Origin of the sequence: Phycicoccus sp. M110.8 (assembly GCF_032464895.1) — a bacterium.
Taxonomy (GTDB): domain Bacteria; phylum Actinomycetota; class Actinomycetes; order Actinomycetales; family Dermatophilaceae; genus Pedococcus.
In genome coordinates, this window is record NZ_JAWDIC010000003.1 from 87,670 (window position 1) to 104,159 (window position 16,490).

The 16,490-nt window shown below is 74.3% G+C and carries 18 protein-coding genes; 11 read left to right on the plus strand and 7 right to left on the minus strand.

Annotated features, from left to right (window positions below; translation table 11 throughout):
- The first annotated feature begins 147 nt into the window (after nt 1-147).
- Complete coding sequence (locus tag RKE38_RS19580) at nt 148-222, plus strand: 50S ribosomal protein bL37 (RefSeq protein ID WP_369791897.1); 75 nt, start codon at nt 148-150, stop codon at nt 220-222.
- 90 nt (nt 223-312) lie between these two features.
- Here the strand turns inward: RKE38_RS19580 and rsrA are convergent, their stop codons facing one another.
- Entirely contained in the window at nt 313-606 is a 294-nt protein-coding gene (gene rsrA, locus RKE38_RS13675; RefSeq protein WP_316008038.1) for a mycothiol system anti-sigma-R factor, read from the minus strand.
- Complete coding sequence (locus tag RKE38_RS13680) at nt 603-1,220, minus strand: sigma-70 family RNA polymerase sigma factor (protein WP_316008039.1); 618 nt, start codon at nt 1,218-1,220, stop codon at nt 603-605. The genes rsrA and RKE38_RS13680 overlap by 4 nt, the downstream gene beginning before the upstream one ends.
- A 319-nt stretch (nt 1,221-1,539) precedes the next feature.
- On the opposite strand from RKE38_RS13680, the gene RKE38_RS13685 reads away from it, so the two are divergent.
- Genes RKE38_RS13685 through RKE38_RS13705 form a run of 5 tightly spaced genes read left to right on the plus strand, consistent with a single transcriptional unit; the run spans nt 1,540 to nt 7,825 of the window.
- Nucleotides 1,540-2,841 carry an efflux RND transporter periplasmic adaptor subunit gene (locus RKE38_RS13685; RefSeq protein ID WP_316008040.1) on the plus strand — a complete coding sequence of 434 codons (1,302 nt, stop codon included), beginning with the start codon at nt 1,540-1,542 and terminating at the stop codon, nt 2,839-2,841.
- Between the two features lie 42 nt (nt 2,842-2,883).
- Nucleotides 2,884-3,573, plus strand: a complete 690-nt coding sequence (locus tag RKE38_RS13690) for an ABC transporter ATP-binding protein (RefSeq protein WP_316008041.1) — start codon at nt 2,884-2,886, stop codon at nt 3,571-3,573.
- Nucleotides 3,570-4,799 (plus strand): ABC transporter permease, encoded by a 1,230-nt coding sequence (locus RKE38_RS13695; protein ID WP_316008042.1) that lies wholly within the window; start codon nt 3,570-3,572, stop codon nt 4,797-4,799. The genes RKE38_RS13690 and RKE38_RS13695 overlap by 4 nt, the downstream gene beginning before the upstream one ends.
- Nucleotides 4,800-4,821: 22 nt before the next feature.
- Nucleotides 4,822-5,670 carry a hypothetical protein gene (locus tag RKE38_RS13700; RefSeq protein ID WP_316008043.1) on the plus strand — a complete coding sequence of 283 codons (849 nt, stop codon included), beginning with the start codon at nt 4,822-4,824 and terminating at the stop codon, nt 5,668-5,670.
- Nucleotides 5,663-7,825, plus strand: a complete 2,163-nt coding sequence (locus RKE38_RS13705; RefSeq protein ID WP_316008044.1) for a biotin/lipoyl-binding protein — start codon at nt 5,663-5,665, stop codon at nt 7,823-7,825. Before RKE38_RS13700 ends, RKE38_RS13705 begins: the two co-directional genes overlap by 8 nt.
- On the opposite strand, the gene RKE38_RS13710 is transcribed toward RKE38_RS13705, so the two are convergent.
- Nucleotides 7,822-8,466 carry an alpha/beta family hydrolase gene (locus RKE38_RS13710; protein ID WP_316008045.1) on the minus strand — a complete coding sequence of 215 codons (645 nt, stop codon included), beginning with the start codon at nt 8,464-8,466 and terminating at the stop codon, nt 7,822-7,824. The two genes, RKE38_RS13705 and RKE38_RS13710, sit on opposite strands and share 4 nt — an antisense overlap.
- Complete coding sequence (locus RKE38_RS13715; protein WP_316008046.1) at nt 8,463-9,359, minus strand: SOS response-associated peptidase; 897 nt, start codon at nt 9,357-9,359, stop codon at nt 8,463-8,465. Before RKE38_RS13715 ends, RKE38_RS13710 begins: the two co-directional genes overlap by 4 nt.
- A gap of 91 nt (nt 9,360-9,450) precedes the next feature.
- On the opposite strand from RKE38_RS13715, the gene RKE38_RS13720 reads away from it, so the two are divergent.
- From RKE38_RS13720 to rsgA, 3 genes are read left to right on the plus strand one after another with little or no spacing between them, the layout of a single operon-like run.
- Nucleotides 9,451-9,990 (plus strand): DoxX family protein, encoded by a 540-nt coding sequence (locus RKE38_RS13720; RefSeq protein ID WP_316008047.1) that lies wholly within the window; start codon nt 9,451-9,453, stop codon nt 9,988-9,990.
- Nucleotides 9,977-11,308 (plus strand): 3-phosphoshikimate 1-carboxyvinyltransferase, encoded by a 1,332-nt coding sequence (aroA, locus tag RKE38_RS13725; protein ID WP_316008048.1) that lies wholly within the window; start codon nt 9,977-9,979, stop codon nt 11,306-11,308. The genes RKE38_RS13720 and aroA overlap by 14 nt, the downstream gene beginning before the upstream one ends.
- The gene (gene rsgA / locus RKE38_RS13730; protein ID WP_316008049.1) at nt 11,305-12,342 is read left to right on the plus strand and encodes a ribosome small subunit-dependent GTPase A; all 1,038 of its coding nucleotides are present in this window, start codon (nt 11,305-11,307) and stop codon (nt 12,340-12,342) included. The genes aroA and rsgA overlap by 4 nt, the downstream gene beginning before the upstream one ends.
- Here the strand turns inward: rsgA and RKE38_RS13735 are convergent.
- On the minus strand, nt 12,264-12,950 hold the full coding sequence (locus RKE38_RS13735) for a hypothetical protein (protein ID WP_316008050.1): 687 nt from the start codon (nt 12,948-12,950) through the stop codon (nt 12,264-12,266). The two genes, rsgA and RKE38_RS13735, sit on opposite strands and share 79 nt — an antisense overlap.
- Before the next feature lie 150 nt (nt 12,951-13,100).
- Here RKE38_RS13735 and RKE38_RS13740 point away from each other — a divergent pair, with 150 nt between their 5' ends.
- A complete protein-coding gene (locus RKE38_RS13740; RefSeq protein ID WP_316008051.1) occupies nt 13,101-13,634 on the plus strand; it encodes a sigma-70 family RNA polymerase sigma factor in 534 nt (177 codons plus the stop codon).
- Entirely contained in the window at nt 13,631-14,245 is a 615-nt protein-coding gene (locus RKE38_RS13745) for a hypothetical protein (RefSeq protein ID WP_316008052.1), read from the plus strand. Before RKE38_RS13740 ends, RKE38_RS13745 begins: the two co-directional genes overlap by 4 nt.
- 76 nt (nt 14,246-14,321) lie before the next feature.
- Here the strand turns inward: RKE38_RS13745 and RKE38_RS13750 are convergent, their stop codons facing one another.
- Nucleotides 14,322-15,431, minus strand: coding sequence for a dipeptide ABC transporter ATP-binding protein (locus RKE38_RS13750; protein ID WP_316008053.1), 1,110 nt, complete (start codon nt 15,429-15,431; stop codon nt 14,322-14,324).
- Nucleotides 15,424-16,470 (minus strand): ABC transporter ATP-binding protein, encoded by a 1,047-nt coding sequence (locus RKE38_RS13755; RefSeq protein WP_316008054.1) that lies wholly within the window; start codon nt 16,468-16,470, stop codon nt 15,424-15,426. The genes RKE38_RS13750 and RKE38_RS13755 overlap by 8 nt, the downstream gene beginning before the upstream one ends.
- Nucleotides 16,471-16,490: the final 20 nt, after the last annotated feature.

The window sequence follows — 16,490 nt, forward strand, 5'->3', positions numbered from 1 at the left end:
CTCGGACTCCGCCATTCGGAGGAGAGTGCGCCCCGAAACAGCCCGGAACTCGCCAGTAGGGCAGGAGCACGCGGCGGCGTGTGAGAGACTGGACGGTGGCCCGGGTGTCACCTCGACACCACCACCCCCCGACGGAAGCGATTTCCCATGAGCAAGCGCGCCCGCAAGCGCCGCTCGCGCAAGGGCAACGCGGCCAACCACGGTCGCAAGCCCAACGCCTGAGCACGCGCTACAGACGCAGCACGAAGCGGGCGGTTCGACCTGGTCGAACCGCCCGCTTCGTGTATCCGGGTCAGCGCCCGGCCGCGACTGCTACTCGCTGATCTGGTACCTCAGGGTGGTGATCCGCGCGACGATCTGCGAGCGGAGCTCCACCGGCGCCTCCTCGCTGTGGCACGAGCGCTTCACCAGGGCCTTGAGCGCCTGGTCGAGGTCGTACTCCTTCAGGCAGGGACCGCACTCGTCGAGGTGCTGCTTGATCTTCTCGGTGTCGTCGAGCGTCATCTCGCCGTCGAGGTACTCGTACACGCGGTGCAGGACCTCGGAGCAGTCGGTGCCCGACGCGGGGTCCTCGCCGGCCGTGCGGCCGCAGTCGCCGGCGCTCATCGGTCCGCGCCCTGGGCCGCGAAGCCGCGCTCGGCGGCATACTCGGTGAGAAGCTCACGCAGCTGGCGCCGGCCACGGTGCAGGCGTGACATGACGGTGCCGATCGGGGTGTCCATCATCTCCGCGATCTCCTTGTAGGCGAAGCCCTCGACGTCCGCGAGGTACACGGCCATCCGGAAGTCCTCCGGCAGCTCCTGCAGCGCACGCTTGACCTGCGTGTCGGGAAGGTGGTCGAGGGCCTCGACCTCGGCCGAGCGCAGTCCCGTGGACGTGTGCGACTCGGCGCGGGCGAGCTGGTAGTCCTCGATCTCCGCGGCGTCGGACTGCTGGGGCTCCCGCTGCTTCTTGCGGTAGCTGTTGATGTAGGTGTTGGTGAGGATGCGGTACATCCACGCCTTGAAGTTGGTGCCGGGCTTGTACTGGTGGAACGCCGCGAACGCCTTGGTGTAGGTCTCCTGGACCAGGTCCTCGGCGTCGGCGGGGTTGCGGGTCGTGCGCAGGGCCGCGGAGTACAGCTGGTCGAGCAGGGGCATCGCCTCGCGCTCGAAGCGGGCCTGCCGCTCAGCCGGTGACTCGGTGGCCACGTCGACCGTGGTGTCGGGTGTCTCGCTCATTGCCCTCCAGCCTAGCCCGTGTGCCGCACGGACAGGCTCGGCGATGGGGGCGGAGAAGCCCAGCGCTCCCGTCGGCGACAGGTCGACGCGTCGACGGCTCGGACGATCGGTCACAGTGGGCACAGGCACTCTCCGCAGGGGTTGGGGAACACCGTGGTCAACGACGGTCGCCGGTGGCTCATTCCCCGCGGCCACGCGATCCACAGGTCGCTCATGGACTTCTCCCACCGTGCGCGCAGCCGGCAGGAGCACGCTCCCCCCGTCATCAGATCCGAGCCGTGCGTTCCTGCGCCTCCGGCCGAGCACGGGAGGCATCCCCATGGCACGGCGCTCACCCCGGCGGTCCCGGCGCTGGCCGGTGCTGGCGGTGGCGGCGGTTGTGGTGGCCGCCCTCGCCGTCGGCGCGTGGCTGGTCCTGCGACCCGGCGCCAGTGCCGGCGCCGCGACCGGGACCTCGATCCTGGCCACGGCCACCGTCGGCCCGGTCGAGGAGTCGGTGTCGGGCACCGGGACCCTCGCCGCGGCGCACCAGGCGGACCTCTCCTTCACCGTCGGCGGCACGGTGACCTCCGTCCGGGTCACGGTCGGGCAGCACGTCCGCCGGGGCGCAGTGCTCGCCACGGTCGACCCGTCGTCCCTGCGCGCCGCGGTGTCGGTCGCCGAGGCGAACCTCACCGCCGCGGAGGACGCCGCAACGGCCGCGGCGAGCGGCACCTCTGCGCAGCTGGCGTCCGCCGACGCCCAGCTGGCCGCTGCCCAGGGCACCCTCGCCCAAGCCAGGGCCAACCTGTCCGCAGCCACCCTCACGGCCCCGCTGGACGGCGTCGTGGCGGCCGTCTCGATCGCCCCCGGGGACTCGGTCGCGGCCGCCTCCGGGTCGTCCTCCTCCACCGGGGGCGGGTCCGGCGGGAGCGGGGGCTCCTCGGGAGGAGCGGGCGGTGGCTCGGGTGGGGGCGGCGGCGCGGCCGGCACCGGGAGCGGGAGCTCGGCCGCACCCGGCCAGGGCGCGAGCGCGTCCGCGTCGGCCGGTACCGGCCAGGTCGTGGTCATCTCCCCCACCTCCTGGGTCGTCGACGCCTCGGTGGCTGCCGCCGACCTCGGGAAGGTCAAGCGGGGGATGCAGGCGCAGGTCCTCACGACGGGGTCGACCCAGCCGGTGTTCGGCACCGTCGGCAGCGTCGGCGTCATGGCGACCTCGACGAGCGGCGGGGTCGCCACCTTCCCGGTCACCATCGACGTCACCGGCAACCCGCCAGGGCTCTACGCCGGGACCAGCGTCACGACGCGGATCATCTACAAGCAGGTCCAGGACGTGCTGACCGTCCCGACCGCCGCCGTCTCGCAGTCCGGCGGACGGGCCACGGTGACCGTGCGGCAGGGCGGCAGGGACACCGCGGTCCCCGTGACGGTGGGCACCGTCTACGGGGCGCAGACCCAGGTCCTGTCCGGCCTCACCGCGGGAGAGCAGGTCGTCGTGCGCCGGCTCACCTTCTCCCCGACCACCGGCACGGGCACCACCGGGCGCGGGGGCGGCTTCGGCGGTGGCGCTGGCGGTGGCGGTGGCTTCGGTGGTGGCGGTGGCGGTGGCTTCGGTGGTGGCGGCCGTGGGAACGGGGGCTGACCGGTGCTCCCCGTACCTCCCTCGACGGACGCGCGTGAGGTCATGAGCCTGCGCGAGGTCACCAAGACCTACGCGACGGGCGCGATCGAGGCCGCGGCGCTGCGCGGGATCACCCTCGACGTGGCGAAGGGCGACTACGTCGCGATCATGGGCCCCTCGGGCTCGGGCAAGTCGACCCTCATGCACATCCTCGGGTGCCTGGACGTCGTCACCGGCGGCCAGTACCTGCTCGCCGGGCAGGACGTCGCCGCGATGACCGAGGCCGAGCTCGCGCGCGTGCGCAACGCGCGCATCGGCTTCGTGTTCCAGCAGTTCAACCTGCTGCCCACCCTGTCCGCGTGGCGCAACGTCGCCCTCCCCCTGTCGTATGCCGGTGTGCCGGGGGCCGAGCGTCGCCGCCGGGCCATCGCCACGCTCGAGCGCGTCGGCCTCGCCGACCGCGTCGACCACCGGCCCGGCGAGCTGTCCGGTGGCCAGCAGCAGCGCGTCGCCATCGCCCGCGCGCTCGTCACCGACCCGGCCGTGGTCCTCGCGGACGAGCCGACCGGGAACCTGGACTCGGTCGCCACCGCCGATGTGCTCTCGCTGCTGGACGAGCTCCACCGGGCCGGGCGCACGGTCGTGCTCATCACCCACGAGGCCGAGGTCGCGGCCCGCGCGGCCCGCGTGGTGCACATCCGGGACGGGCGGCTGGACCTCGGGGTGGGCGTGTCGGCAGGTGGTGCCGCATGACCTTCGCCGAGACGCTCCGGTCTGCCGTCGAGGCCATCTCCGACCGCCGCCTGCGCTCGGCCCTGACCACCCTCGGCATCCTCATCGGCGTCGCCGCGGTCATGCTGACTGTCGGGCTGGGCCAGGGCGCGCAGAGCTCGGTGCAGGCGCAGATCGACAAGCTCGGCTCCAACCTCCTCATCGTCACGCCCGGGAGCACCACCACGACGACGGGGTTCCGGGCCGGGCGTGGGTCGGCATCGACCCTGACCGTCCGCGACGCGCAGATGCTCGCGGACCACACCGTCGCACCCGACGTCGCGGCAGTGGCACCGGTGACCACGACGAGCCAGTCCGTGCTCGCCGGGGACCAGAACTGGACCACGTCGGTGGAGGGCACCACCACGGCGTGGCATACGGTGCGGGCCCGCACCCTCCAGCAGGGCCGGTTCTTCAGCCCCGCCGAGTCCGACGCCGCCGCGCCGGTGGCGGTCGTCGGGCAGACCACGGCGGCCGAGCTGTTCGGCAGGCGCAGCGCGGTGGGCAGCACGATCACGGTCGAGGGGGCCGACCTGACCGTGATCGGCGTCCTCGCCTCCGCCGGCGCCAGCACCACCGCGGACGAGGACGACGTCGTCCTCGTCCCGTCCACCACCTTCGCCCAGCGGCTCGCCACGAGCGCGAACACCTCGGCGGTCAGCACGATCTACCTCGAGGCGACGTCGCAGGGGACGCTCTCCGCGGCATACCAGGAGGCGCAGCGCGCCCTCGCGGTCTCGCACGACGTCACGGCGGCCACCGCGGACTACACGGTGAGCAGCCAGGCGTCCCTGGTCTCCACCGCCACGTCGACGGCCAGGACCCTCACGATCCTGCTCGGCGGCATCGCCGCCATCTCCCTGCTGGTCGGCGGCATCGGCGTCATGAACATCATGCTCGTCTCGGTCACCGAGCGGATCCGCGAGATCGGGCTGCGCAAGGCGCTCGGCGCCACACCGGGCGCGGTGCGGCGGCAGTTCCTCACCGAGGCCAGCGTGCTCGGCCTGGCCGGGGGTCTGCTCGGGCTCGCGGTGGGGTACCTGGGCGCGCGCCTGCTCCCCGGTGCGATCGGCCAGCCGGTGACCGTGCAGCCCGCGGTCGCCGTCGTCGCCCTCGCCATCTCCGTGGCCATCGGCATCGCGGCGGGCGTGTACCCCGCCGCCCGCGCCGCGCGCCACGCCCCCATCGACGCCCTCCGCAGCGAGTGAGCCCTTCCCCCAGGAGCCGGACATGACCTCCACCGCATCCCGCACCACCCTGCGTGCCACTGCCCTCGCCTGCGCGACGCTCCTGCTGGCGGCCTGCGGCAGCGCTGCCGGAGCAGGCTCGTCGGCCTCCGCCACCACGTCGGCGGCGCGGCCGACCGGCGGCGCCGGCGGCGGTCAGGGACAGTTCCCCGGGGCCAGCGGGCTGGTCGCGGCCGTCCAGGGACGGACCCTGCAGGTGCAGGGCGCCTCGAGCCAGACGGCTGTCACCTGGGCCGCGGGGACGACGTTCACCCGCGTCGTGCCGACGACGGCGGCCGCCGTCAGGGTGGGTGCGTGCGTCCAGGTCCGCAGCGGCCAGCAGCCGGGAGCCTCCGCCCCGGCGACCCAGCTCGTGGCCGCGTCGGTCATGGTCTCCACACCGGTCAAGGGCACGTGCTCGGTCGCGGCAGCGTTCGGTGGCCGCGGCGCAGGGCCCGGCCAGGGCGGCCCGCGTCCGAGCGGCACGCGGACGGGCGTTCCCGGTCGCGGCTTCGGTGGCGCCTTCGGCGGCGTCTTCGGGTCGGTCGCCTCGGTGGGCGCCGGGAGCTTCGTGGTGACCGCGACCGTCCCGCAGCGTGGGGGCACCGACACGACGACGGCGACCCCCGGCACCGCGCCCCGGACGGTGACGGTCACGACGACCGCGGCCACGACGTACACGACCACCGTGCCGGCCACGGCGGCCGCCGCGAAGGTGGGGACCTGCGTGACCGCGCGCGGCCGCGCCGACTCCACCGGCGCGATCGCGGCCACCGCCATCACGGTGCGCCCGGCGGTCGGTGGCCAGTGCACCGGCTTCGGACGCCCGGGCTCCGGAGTTGGACGTGGCTGACATCCGCACGACGCGGATCGCGCGACGGACGTCTGCCGCCGCCCTGGTGCTCGTCGTGGTCGGAGGCGGCACCGCCTTCGCCGTCACGAGGGCATCGGCGATCGGTCCCGGCCTGCGCACCGCCGTCGCCGGAACGGGCGACGTGCAGCAGCAGCTCGTGCTGTCGGGCTCCGTCGCACGGGCCACGCAGTCGACGGCCGCCTTCTCCACGCGGGGGACGGTGTCGTCGGTCGCGGTGACGGTCGGCCAGCGCGTCTCGGCCGGCCAGGTGCTGGCGCGCCTCGACCCCACCGACCTCGACGCGGCTGTGCTGCAGGGGCGCGCGCAGCTCGCCAGGGCCCAGGCCCAGCTCTCCTCCGACGAGTCCGGCGCCGGCTCCGCCACGGCGGCGACGGGCGGCTCGGGCGGCAGCTCGGCCGGCTCGGGGTCGTCGGGCTCGGGCGGCAGCTCCGCCGGCTCGGGGTCGTCGGGCTCGGGCGCCGCGCTGTCCGGCGGCGGGTCCTCCCGCTCGACGGGCACCGCCGGTTCGGGCGGCTCGGCTGCTCCCGCCGGCACCAGCCCCTCCGGGGCCGGGTCGTCCGGGGCCGGGTCGTCCGGGGCCGGGTCGACCCGGAGCGGGACGGGCGCCGGCGCCCGGTCGGGGTCCGGGACACCGGGTGCCTCCGCCGGGTCCGGCCTGCCCTCGAGCCCCGCGACAGCCGCAGCGCAGGCCGTCGTCACCCGCGACCAGGCGGCGGCCCGTCGGGCGCAGGGCGACGCGTCCCGGGCGCTCGCGGCATCCACGGCGGCGCTGGCCAGCGCGACGGCGACGTGCGCCCCGGTGCTCGCCGCCACCGGGGCCGCGACCGGTCCCGGCGGCACGCCCGCCCCCACGCCGAAGCCCACGACCTCCCCCACGGCAGCTCCCACGACGTCCCCCACCGGGACGCCGCGCGGCACCTCCACGACCACCGCGACCACGTCCGCCAGCCCCACGGCGACGTCCTCGCCCACCAGCACAGCCGGCGGGGGCTCACCGACCGCCGAGCAGCTGGCGGCGTGTGCCGGCACCCTGGCCGCCGCCCACACCGGCGAGCAGGCGGTCGCGACGGCGCAGGACGCCGTCGCCCAGGCACAGGCGACCGTCGACCAGGGCATCGCCGCCTGGGAGAAGGCGCTCCAGGGCGCAGCCTCCGCCGCGAGCGCTGCGGGTGGGGGCACGGGATCGGGTGGTTCCGCCGGCAGCTCCGGCTCCTCGCAGGCCGGCTCGTCCCGCGCCGGCTCGGGCTCCTCCCCCACCGCTGGCAGCGCGACCACCCGTTCCTCCGGCGCGTCGAGCAGTGCGGCCGGCTCCGCACGACCGGCCACGTCCGGGGCGACGGGCGCCTCGGGGGCGACCACCTCGGCCGCCTCCCTGGCGAGCCGGGAGGCCTCGGACCAGGCAGCGATCGCCTCGGCCCAGGTCGCCCTCACGCAGGCCCAGCAGGCCCGGGACGCAGCCACCCTCACGGCCCCACGGGCCGGCGTCGTCGGCGCGGTCGGCTACACGGTCGGCGCCTCGAGCACCTCGCGCAGCGTCACCATCCTCGGCGACGGCGGCGCCACGGTGACCGTGAACGTGCCGGTGACACGCATCCCGGCCGTCCGCGTCGGGCAGCCCGCGACCGTGACCGCGGCGTCGGGCACGGCATACCCCGGACGCGTCGGCGCCATCGGCCTGCTGCCCAGCACCAGCGGGGGCGCGAGCGCCGCCGTGACGTACGCCGTCGTGGTCAGCGTCCCGGCCCCCGCGCCCGACCTCGACAGCGGGTCGGTCGCCACGGTCGCGGTGACGACCGCCTCGGCGCGGCACGTGCTCGTCGTGCCCAACTCGGCGCTGACGATGACCGGCACGGCGTCCGCCACCGTCACCGTGGTCGCGGGCGCCGTCCAGACCCCGACCCGCGTGACCCTCGGCACCTCGGGGCCGACGACGACCCAGGTGCTGACCGGCCTGCGGGCCGGGCAGCGGGTGCTGCTGGCCGACCCGTCGGTGCCGCTGCCCACCAACACCCTGACCGGACTCGGCCGGCTCGGCGGGGGCGGCGGCTTCGGGGGCGGCGGGCTCGGCGGTGGCGGTGGTTTCGGCGGTGGCGGGACCGGAACGCGGAACCCCGGGGGCACCGGCCGCGGTTAGCTCCCCCAGCCGCGGGCGAGCCAGGACCGCACGTCGGCGACGACGTCGGCCGGGTTCCTCGGGAACGCGTGCCCGCCGGTCGCCTCGCTGACCAGACCGGGGTCCGGCAGCTCGGCGCGCACCTCCGCCGGCGTCCCGAACGGGTCGGTGCCCCCCTGGACGACGTGCAGCGGTATGCCGTGGGCCAGCGGGGTGCGCAGCTCCTCCGCCCGCGACACCTCCGGCCGCCCCGGCGGGTGGAGCGGGAAGGACAGGCAGAGCACGCCGTCGGCCCCCGACAGGTGGGCCGTGCGGCAGGCGACCCGCGCGCCGTTGCTCTTGCCGCCGACGACGAGGGCGCCACCCAGCCGGCGACGACCGGAGCGCAGCCACTGCACGACCGGCAGCCACGCCGGGTCCTGGGTCGGCGCCTGCGGCGGCATCTTCCGGCCGGCCAGGACCCACGCCTGCTCGACGAGCGCCACGGCCCAGCCGTCGGGCACGAGCGTCTCCCGCAGCGGCGCGAACTCGGGCGCCCGCAGGCTGCCGCCCGCGCCGTGCGTCAGGACCAGCACCCCACGGACCTCGGCGGGGCGGGTCAGGTGGATCCGCGCGGGACCCATCGGGGTGTCGACCTCGGTGCGGGTCGTGCGGCCCGTCATGCGGGGTTCCGACCGCCGTCGCCCGGGGCTCCGCGGCCGCCGGTGCCGATGATCTCGCCGGTCATCGGGTCGACGACGCCGTCGAGCTCGTCGAGGCCCGCGGGCTCGATGAGCGAGGGGCCGTTGCTGCGGTTGGACGAGACGGCCGAGCCGACCGGGTACGCCTCGAACCGACCCGGCCGCTCGAACGCCAGGAGCCGACCGACCTCCGCGAGGTCGGTCATCGTCGGGTCCAGCCAGGTGGCCCAGTCCTCGCGCTCGAGCACCAGGGGCTGCCGGTCGTGGATGCGGTCGAGCCCGGGCTCGGCGTCGGTCGTGAGGATGGTGAACGTCGTCAGCCACGCGTCGGGGTCGTCCTTGTCGGCGACGTCCTTGTCGCGCCAGAACTCGTACAGCCCCGCGAACGCGACGACGTCGCCGTCGGCGCGGCGGGTGAAGAACGGCTGCTTGCGCGGCTTGCCCTTGGCGTCGGTGGCCACCGGCGACTTCTGCCACTCGTACCAGCCCTGCGCCGGCACCAGGCACCGCCTCGCCGCGGCCGCCCGCGCGAACGACGGCTTCTCCAGGACCGTGTCGGCCCGGGCGTTGATCATCCGCATGCCGATCTTGGGGTCCTTGGCCCAGCTCGGCACGAGCCCCCACGTGAGCAGGCGGAGCTGGCGCACGGGCGCCGGCTCCCCGGCATACCCCTCCTCCTTCTGCTCGCGCGGCACCCGGGTCAGGACGACCGGGGCCTGCTTGCTCGGCGCCATGTTCCAGTCGGGGGTGCCGGCCGGTGGGTTCTGCGGGTTCTTCAGGACGCTGCGGACCGGCTCGAGCGAGCGGTCCTCCTCGACCTCGAACTCCTCGACGAGCTCGTCCGGGTTCGCCGTCGCCGCGTATCTCCCGCACATGCTGGACAGGGTACGCAGGGCCGGTGACGGGCCCATACGGTAGGAAGGGAGACGACGTTCCCGTTCCCCGACCGGCACCACAGGAGTGATCATGACGCTCGTCCGCCGCGTGGCCCGACCCATGCTCGCCGCGATCTTCGTCGCGCAGGGCCTCGAGCAGCTGCGCCACCCCGCGGCGCTGCGCGAGAAGGTCGCCCCCTTCGCGCAGAAGGTGGCCCCGCTGGGGCTGCCCGACGACCCCGAGCTCCTCGTCCGCGCGAACGGCGCCACCATGGTCGGCGGCGGCGCGCTGCTCGCCACCGGCCGCCTGCCGCGCGTCGCGGCACTGGCGCTCGCCGGCTCGCTGGCCCCGACCACCTACGTCGGCCACCCGTTCTGGGCCGAGAAGGACCAGACCACCCGGCGCACCCAGCGCATCCAGTTCCTCAAGAACGTCGGGCTCATCGGCGGCCTGCTCCTCGCAGCCGTCGACACCGAGGGCCGCCCCGGCCTCGCCTACCGCGCCGGTCTCGCGAGCGACTCGGCCCGCCGCTCGGCGAAGCGCGCCAAGCGTGAGGCGAAGCACGCCGCCCACGCCGCCCGTCGCGAGGCCAAGCTCGCCGCGAGCCAGGCGCACGATGCCCTCACCTGACCCTGCGCCGGCGGCCCGCCTCGACTGGGCCGCCCCCACTCCGCCCGGAGACGTCACCGGCACCGCCGTCCTCCCGGGCAGCAAGTCGCTCACCAACCGCTACCTCGTGCTCGCGGCGCTCGCGGGCACGCCCTCGCTCCTGCGGGCGCCGCTGCGCTCCCGCGACACCCTGCTCATGGCGCAGGCGCTGCGGTCGCTGGGTGCCACGGTCGAGGACCTGCCCGACGCCTCCGGCTCGCTGGACTGGCACGTGACGCCGGCGGCGGTCCGCGGCGGGAGCACCGTCGACTGCGGGCTCGCGGGCACGGTCATGCGCTTCGTGCCCCCGGTTGCCGCCCTCGCCGACGGGCCGGTCGCCTTCGACGGCGACGCCCAGGCGCGCGTGCGCCCGATGGGGCCGGTCCTGCACGCGCTGCGCGCCCTCGGCGCGACCATCGACGACGGGGGCCGCGGCACCCTCCCGTTCACCGTGCTCGGGACGGGGCGTATGCCGGGCGGCCCGGTCACGCTGGACGCCTCCGCGTCCTCGCAGTTCATCTCGGCGCTGCTGCTGGCGGGCGCCCGCTACGACGACGGGGTCACCGTCCACCACGCCGGGGAGCCGGTGCCGTCCGAGCCGCACATCGAGATGACGGTCGAGACCCTGCGCGACGCGGGCGCGATCGTCGACGACAGCGAGCCGAACACCTGGCGGGTCGAGCCGTCCGAGCTCGCCGGCCTCGACGTCCAGGTCGAGCCCGACCTGTCCAACGCCGCGCCCTTCCTCGCCGCCGCCCTGGTGTGCGGCGGCCGGGTCACGGTGCCCGGCTGGCCGCAGCACACGACCCAGGCCGGGGACGCCATCCGCGACATCCTCGACGCCATGGGCGCCGACGTGTCGCTCACCCGCGAAGGCCTGACCGTCGCCGGCACCGGCGAGGTCTCGGGCGTCGACCTCGACCTGCACGACGCGTCCGAGCTCACCCCGGTCGTCGCCGCGCTGGCCGCCCTCGCCGACTCGCCGTCGCAGATCCGCGGGGTCGGTCACATCCGCGGCCACGAGACCGACCGGCTGGCCGCCCTCGCCCGCGAGCTGCAGGCGCTCGGCGGCAACGTCAGCGAGACCGAGGACGGCCTGCGCATCTCACCGGCGCCGCTCTCCGGCGGCCTCTTCCACACGTATGCCGACCACCGCATGGTCATGGCCGGCGCCGTGCTCGGGCTGCGTGTCCCCGGTGTCACCGTCGAGGACGTCGGCACGGTCGGCAAGACCCTGCCGGAGTTCACGTCGCTGTGGGAGGGCCTGGTCGGCTCCAGCCGGGGTGCGGTCAGAGCATGAGCCGTCGCACCTCCGACTACGACGAGAGCGACGTCAGGATCCGGCCGAACCGGCGCGGGTCGCGCCCGCGCTCCAAGGACCGCCCCGCCCACGAGGACGCCCTCCCGGGTTTCGTGACCGCCGTCGACCGGGGCCGGTACACCGTCCTGATGGGGCGCGGCGTCGGCGGCAAGCGGATGCCCGAACGGGTCGTGACCGCGATGAAGGCACGGGAGCTGGGCCGCAAGGGCATCGTCGTCGGCGACAACGTCGACCTCGTCGGCGACACCGGCGGTGGCCCGGACGCGCTGGCGCGGATCGTGCGGGTCACCCCACGCGAGTCGGTGCTGCGGCGCACTGCCGACGACACCGACCCCGTCGAGCGCGTGATCGTCGCGAACGCCGACCAGCTGGTCGTCGTGTCCGCCCTGGCCAACCCCGAGCCCCGGCCCCGGTTGATCGACCGCTGCCTCGTCGCCGCCTACGACGCGCACCTCGATCCGCTGCTCGTCCTGACCAAGGCCGACCTCGCCGACCCCGCGGACTTCCTGCAGCAGTACGCCCCGCTCGACGTCGCGCACGTCGTCACCTCGACCGGGGAGAGCGGCTTCGACGGCCTCGAGGCGCTGCACGAGCGGCTCGAGGGGCGGGTCAGCGTGCTCGTCGGCCACTCCGGCGTCGGCAAGTCCACGCTGGTCAACGCGCTGGTGCCCGACGCCGGCCGCGCGACCGGCGTCGTCAACGACGTCACCGGACGCGGCCGGCACACCTCGACCTCCGCGGTCGCGCTGCGGTTGCCCGGTGGCGACGGCTGGGTCATCGACACCCCCGGCATCCGCTCCTTCGGCCTGGCGCACGTCGACCTCGGCCGGATCATCGAGCACTTCCCCGACCTCGAGCCCGGCACTGCCGGCTGCCCCCGCGGCTGCACCCACGACGAGGAGGAGTGCGCGCTCGACGCGTGGGTCGCGTCAGGTCAGGCCGGTCCCGCGGGCGCCGCGAGGTTGGACTCGCTGCGCCGGCTGCTGCGGGCGAGGTCCGGCGAGGCCGACTGAGCCCACCGCCGACGGGCACTGCGCGGGGCGAACAGGTCCTGGCTCCACCAGGCGAGCGCGAGCCCCAGCACCGGCATCAGCACCAGCGTCGCGACCTGGGCGCGCAGCGGCGCGGAGAGCATCGTCACCTCGTCGAGCCGGTCGGCGCGCCAGAGCAGGAACGGCGTCACGAGGTTGGCGATGACCGCCGCCGGGACCGCGACCCACCCGCGGCCGCCATCGCGCCCACCGTGGCGGCGCGACAGCGCGAGCGCGCCCAGCAGGGCGCCCGGCAGGAACGGCGCCCCTTGTCCGGCGAAGAGGATGAGCGCGGGCAGCGCGAGCAGGCGCCACCACCCCCGCCTTCCCGCGCGCACCGCGCCCGCCGCCGCCCCCGTCCACGCCCCGAACCACCCGGCGATGGCCAGGATGCCGAGCGTGCCGGCCCAGCTGAACTCGGGCGCGTCGGCGACCAGGCGCATGAACACCCGGGCGGCGACCCCCCACGCCACCCCCAGGGCGAGGCCGGTCGCCGCGCCCCTCAGGGTGCCCGGGCCAGGGAACCCCGTCGGCGCCGGTGTCGCCGGAGCCCCTGTGGCCCGGTCGGGCGCGGTCATCGTGTGGTCCATGGTTCCTCCGGGTGTCGTTCCCATTGCTGCTGACACCTCACCGACGCGCCGCGCTCCTCCGCCGGGTGACCTGCCGAAATAGGCAGAACTCCGCGACAATCCGTGTCACCCGCGACCGGTGGAGGAACGTCTGTCGAGGTGATGGAGGCGGTGGGAGCACTGCAGGAGGGCGGGGTCGCGGCGGCCCCGGGGGTGGCCGCCGACGACCTCGTCGTCGTGCTGTTCCGCGCCGAGGCGCCCCGCCTCGTCTCGCTCGCACGGTTCTTCGTCGACGACCGCACCGCGGCGGAGGACCTCGTGCAGGAGGCCTTCATCCGCCTGTCGCGCAGCTCCTCACGCATCCGCGACCGGGACCGCGCCGCGGCATACCTGCGCTCGATCGTCATCAACCTCGCCCGCGACCACAACCGCCGCGGCCTGGTCTCCCTGCGGCACCGCCCCCCGGCGCAGCCCGACGAGCCGTCCGCCGAGGAGACGGTGGCCGCCGCGCACGCGCGGCAGGAGGTCGTCGACGCCGTACGGGCCCTGCCCCGGCGACAGCGCGACTGCGTGGCCCTGCGCTACTACCTCGAGCTGCCGGTGGAGGAGATCGCCCGCACCCTGGGGGTGTCTCCGAACTCGGTCAAGACGCACCTGCAGCGCGGCCTGCGGGCACTCGCCACCACCTTGGAGGAGAAGCGATGAGCGCGCTGGAGGACCGCCTGCACGACGCCCTCACCGAGGTCGGGAACAGCCGCGCCCCGGCGCCGGACCTCTTCGAGCGGGTCGTCGACGGCATCGAGCACGACCGTCACCGGCGGCGCCGGGCACACCTGCTCGGCGCCTGCTGGGTCGTCGGCCTGGTGCTCGCGACGACCCTCGTCCTGACCCTGACACCCCGCGGAGAGAGAGGACTGGAGATGCCCTGGTGGGTCCTGGAGGTGGCGACGAACCTCGTCCTGCTCGGCATCGCGCTGTGGCTGGGCCCGTTCATCAAGAGGTTCGGGAGGGCGTACGCAGCCGACGTCTTCCACGACAACCCGCTGACGGGCAAGAGCTACATCGTGCTGACCGACATCGTCTACTACCTGATCTTCGCCGCCTTCATCCTGTTCAGCCTCCACGTGTCGCCACAGGCCGACTGGAAGAACGACATCACCGGCCACGTCACGGCGGAGCAGGTGACGTTCGAGCTGTCCCGCATCGGCGGCATCCTGCTCATCATCGGCATCCTGCACGGGGTGAACATCGTGCTCATGCCCGTGCTCGGCCGGCTCTTCTCGCTCAACCGCAGGCTGCCCGACCGCACGCACTGAACGCGACCGCGCCGCCCCCGGACGGGGACGGCGCGGTCGGTGTGCGCTGGTGTGCGCGGCGGGGAGTCGGCCTCGGTCAGGAGTCCTGGGACCCGTCGCCCACGCGCTCGTACGGCTCGTCGAACGACGCCTGGTCGCGGACCTCGGCCCGGAAGACCGGCTGCTGGTCCGAGACGTCGATGGTCTCGATGATCTCCCGCGGTGCCGCGAAGTGGCAGGCCGACAGGTGCTCGCCCACGCCGTCCGGGCGCAGCTCGAGCAGCGGCTCCTCGGCCGAGCACTTCTCCTGCGCCTTGAAGCACCGGGTGTGGAACCGGCAGCCGCTCGGCGGGTTCGCCGGCGACGGGACGTCGCCCTTGAGGACGATCTGCTCCTTCTTGTCGCGCAGCGTCGGGTCCGGCACCGGCACCGCCGACAGCAGCGCCTGGGTGTACGGGTGGGTCGGACGCGCGTAGATGTCGTCCTCGTCACCGAGCTCGGCCATCTTGCCCAGGTACATCACCCCGACACGGTCGGAGATGTGCCGGACGACGGACAGGTCGTGCGCGATGAAGATGTAGGACAGGCCGAGCTCGTCCTGCAGCTTCTCCATCAGGTTGACGACCTGCGCCTGCACCGACACGTCCAGCGCCGAGACGGGCTCGTCGCAGATGAGGACCTTCGGGTTGAGCGCGATGCCGCGAGCGATGCCGATGCGCTGGCGCTGGCCACCGGAGAACTGGTGCGGGTACCGGTTGATGTGCTCGGGGTTGAGGCCGACCATGTCGAGCAGGTCCTGCACCGCCTTGCGACGGCCCTTCTTCGGCACGGCGTCCGGGTGGATCTCGAACGGCTCACCGATGATGTCGCCGACCGTCTTGCGCGGGTTGAGCGAGGTGTACGGGTCCTGGAACACGATCTGGATGTCGCGACGCAGGCGCCGCATGGCGCGGCCCTTCTGGGCGTACATGTCGACGCCGTCGAACATCACCGTGCCGGACGTCGGCTCCTCGAGCCGCATGAGCAGCCGGCCGAGGGTGGACTTGCCACAGCCGGACTCGCCCACGATGCCGAGGGTCTCGCCCTTGAGCAGCTCGAAGCTGACGCCGTCGACGGCCTTGACGTGGCCGACGGTGCGGCGCAGCACGCCACCCTTGATCGGGTAGTGCTTGACCAGGTCGGTCGCGGTCAGGATGGGCTCAGCCATGGAGGACCTCCTCGGCGAAGTGGCAGGCGCTCTCGCGACCGGGTGCCACGGTCAGCAGCTGGGGACGGTCCTCACGGCAGACGTCCTGGGCGTAGCGGCAGCGCGGGTTGAACGCGCAGCCCGGCGGGATCCGCATGAGGTTCGGCGGCAGGCCACCGATGGCGGCCAGCTGCTGGCCCTTCTGGTCCAGGCGCGGGATCGACTCCAGCAGGCCCTTGGTGTACGGGTGGGCCGGCTGCCGGTACAGGTCGTACACGTCCGCACGCTCGACGATGCGGCCGGCATACATGACCGCGATCTTGTCGGCGACGTCGGCGACGACGCCGAGGTCGTGCGTGATGAGGATGAGCCCCATCTGGCGCTCCTCCTGCAGCTCCTGCAGCAGCGCCATGATCTGCGCCTGGACGGTGACGTCCAGGGCGGTGGTCGGCTCGTCGGCGATGAGCACCGCCGGGTCGAGCGCGATCGCCATCGCGATCATGATGCGCTGGCGCATGCCGCCGGAGAACTGGTGCGGGTACGCCTTGACCCGCTCCTTGGCTGCCGGGATCTGCACGCGCTGCATGAGCTTGACGGCCCGCTCCAGGGAGTCGGACTTGTTCATGCCGCGGTGCTTGCGGAACATCTCCGCGATCTGCCAGCCCACCGGGAACACCGGGTTGAGCGAGGACAGCGCGTCCTGGAAGACCATCGAGATCTCCGGGCCGCGGGTCCGGCGCCGCTGGTCCTCCGGCATGGTGAGCAGGTCCTGCCCGCAGTACCGGATCTGCCCCTGCGGGATCTTCGCCGGCGGCATGTCGAGGATGCCCATGATCGCCTGGGCGGTCACGGACTTGCCCGACCCCGACTCGCCGAGGATCGCGAGCGTCTCGCCCTCGTGCAGGTCGAAGTTCACGCCGTTGATGGCCTTGGCCACGCCGTCGGGGGTGTGGAACTCGACGTAGAGGTCTTCCACCTCGAGCAGCAGGCCGTCCTGCGGGGTGTACACGGGCCCGTCGGTCTTGTGAGACCGGTGGGGCTTGGTGTCAGTGGTCGTCATGTGGTGTTCGTCTTTCCCGC

What these genes read in the sequence shown, in the direction of transcription:
- rsrA (WP_316008038.1), bottom strand. Translation starts at nt 606, where the DNA reads ATGAGCGCCGGCGACTGCGGCCGCACGGCCGGCGAGGACCCCGCGTCG.
- RKE38_RS13680 (WP_316008039.1), bottom strand. Translation starts at nt 1,220, where the DNA reads ATGAGCGAGACACCCGACACCACGGTCGACGTGGCCACCGAGTCACCG.
- RKE38_RS13685 (WP_316008040.1), top strand. Translation starts at nt 1,540, where the DNA reads ATGGCACGGCGCTCACCCCGGCGGTCCCGGCGCTGGCCGGTGCTGGCG.
- RKE38_RS13690 (WP_316008041.1), top strand. Translation starts at nt 2,884, where the DNA reads ATGAGCCTGCGCGAGGTCACCAAGACCTACGCGACGGGCGCGATCGAG.
- RKE38_RS13695 (WP_316008042.1), top strand. Translation starts at nt 3,570, where the DNA reads ATGACCTTCGCCGAGACGCTCCGGTCTGCCGTCGAGGCCATCTCCGAC.
- RKE38_RS13700 (WP_316008043.1), top strand. Translation starts at nt 4,822, where the DNA reads ATGACCTCCACCGCATCCCGCACCACCCTGCGTGCCACTGCCCTCGCC.
- RKE38_RS13710 (WP_316008045.1), bottom strand. Translation starts at nt 8,466, where the DNA reads ATGACGGGCCGCACGACCCGCACCGAGGTCGACACCCCGATGGGTCCC.
- RKE38_RS13715 (WP_316008046.1), bottom strand. Translation starts at nt 9,359, where the DNA reads ATGTGCGGGAGATACGCGGCGACGGCGAACCCGGACGAGCTCGTCGAG.
- RKE38_RS13720 (WP_316008047.1), top strand. Translation starts at nt 9,451, where the DNA reads ATGACGCTCGTCCGCCGCGTGGCCCGACCCATGCTCGCCGCGATCTTC.
- aroA (WP_316008048.1), top strand. Translation starts at nt 9,977, where the DNA reads ATGCCCTCACCTGACCCTGCGCCGGCGGCCCGCCTCGACTGGGCCGCC.
- rsgA (WP_316008049.1), top strand. Translation starts at nt 11,305, where the DNA reads ATGAGCCGTCGCACCTCCGACTACGACGAGAGCGACGTCAGGATCCGG.
- RKE38_RS13735 (WP_316008050.1), bottom strand. Translation starts at nt 12,950, where the DNA reads ATGGACCACACGATGACCGCGCCCGACCGGGCCACAGGGGCTCCGGCG.
- RKE38_RS13745 (WP_316008052.1), top strand. Translation starts at nt 13,631, where the DNA reads ATGAGCGCGCTGGAGGACCGCCTGCACGACGCCCTCACCGAGGTCGGG.
- RKE38_RS13750 (WP_316008053.1), bottom strand. Translation starts at nt 15,431, where the DNA reads ATGGCTGAGCCCATCCTGACCGCGACCGACCTGGTCAAGCACTACCCG.
- RKE38_RS13755 (WP_316008054.1), bottom strand. Translation starts at nt 16,470, where the DNA reads ATGACGACCACTGACACCAAGCCCCACCGGTCTCACAAGACCGACGGG.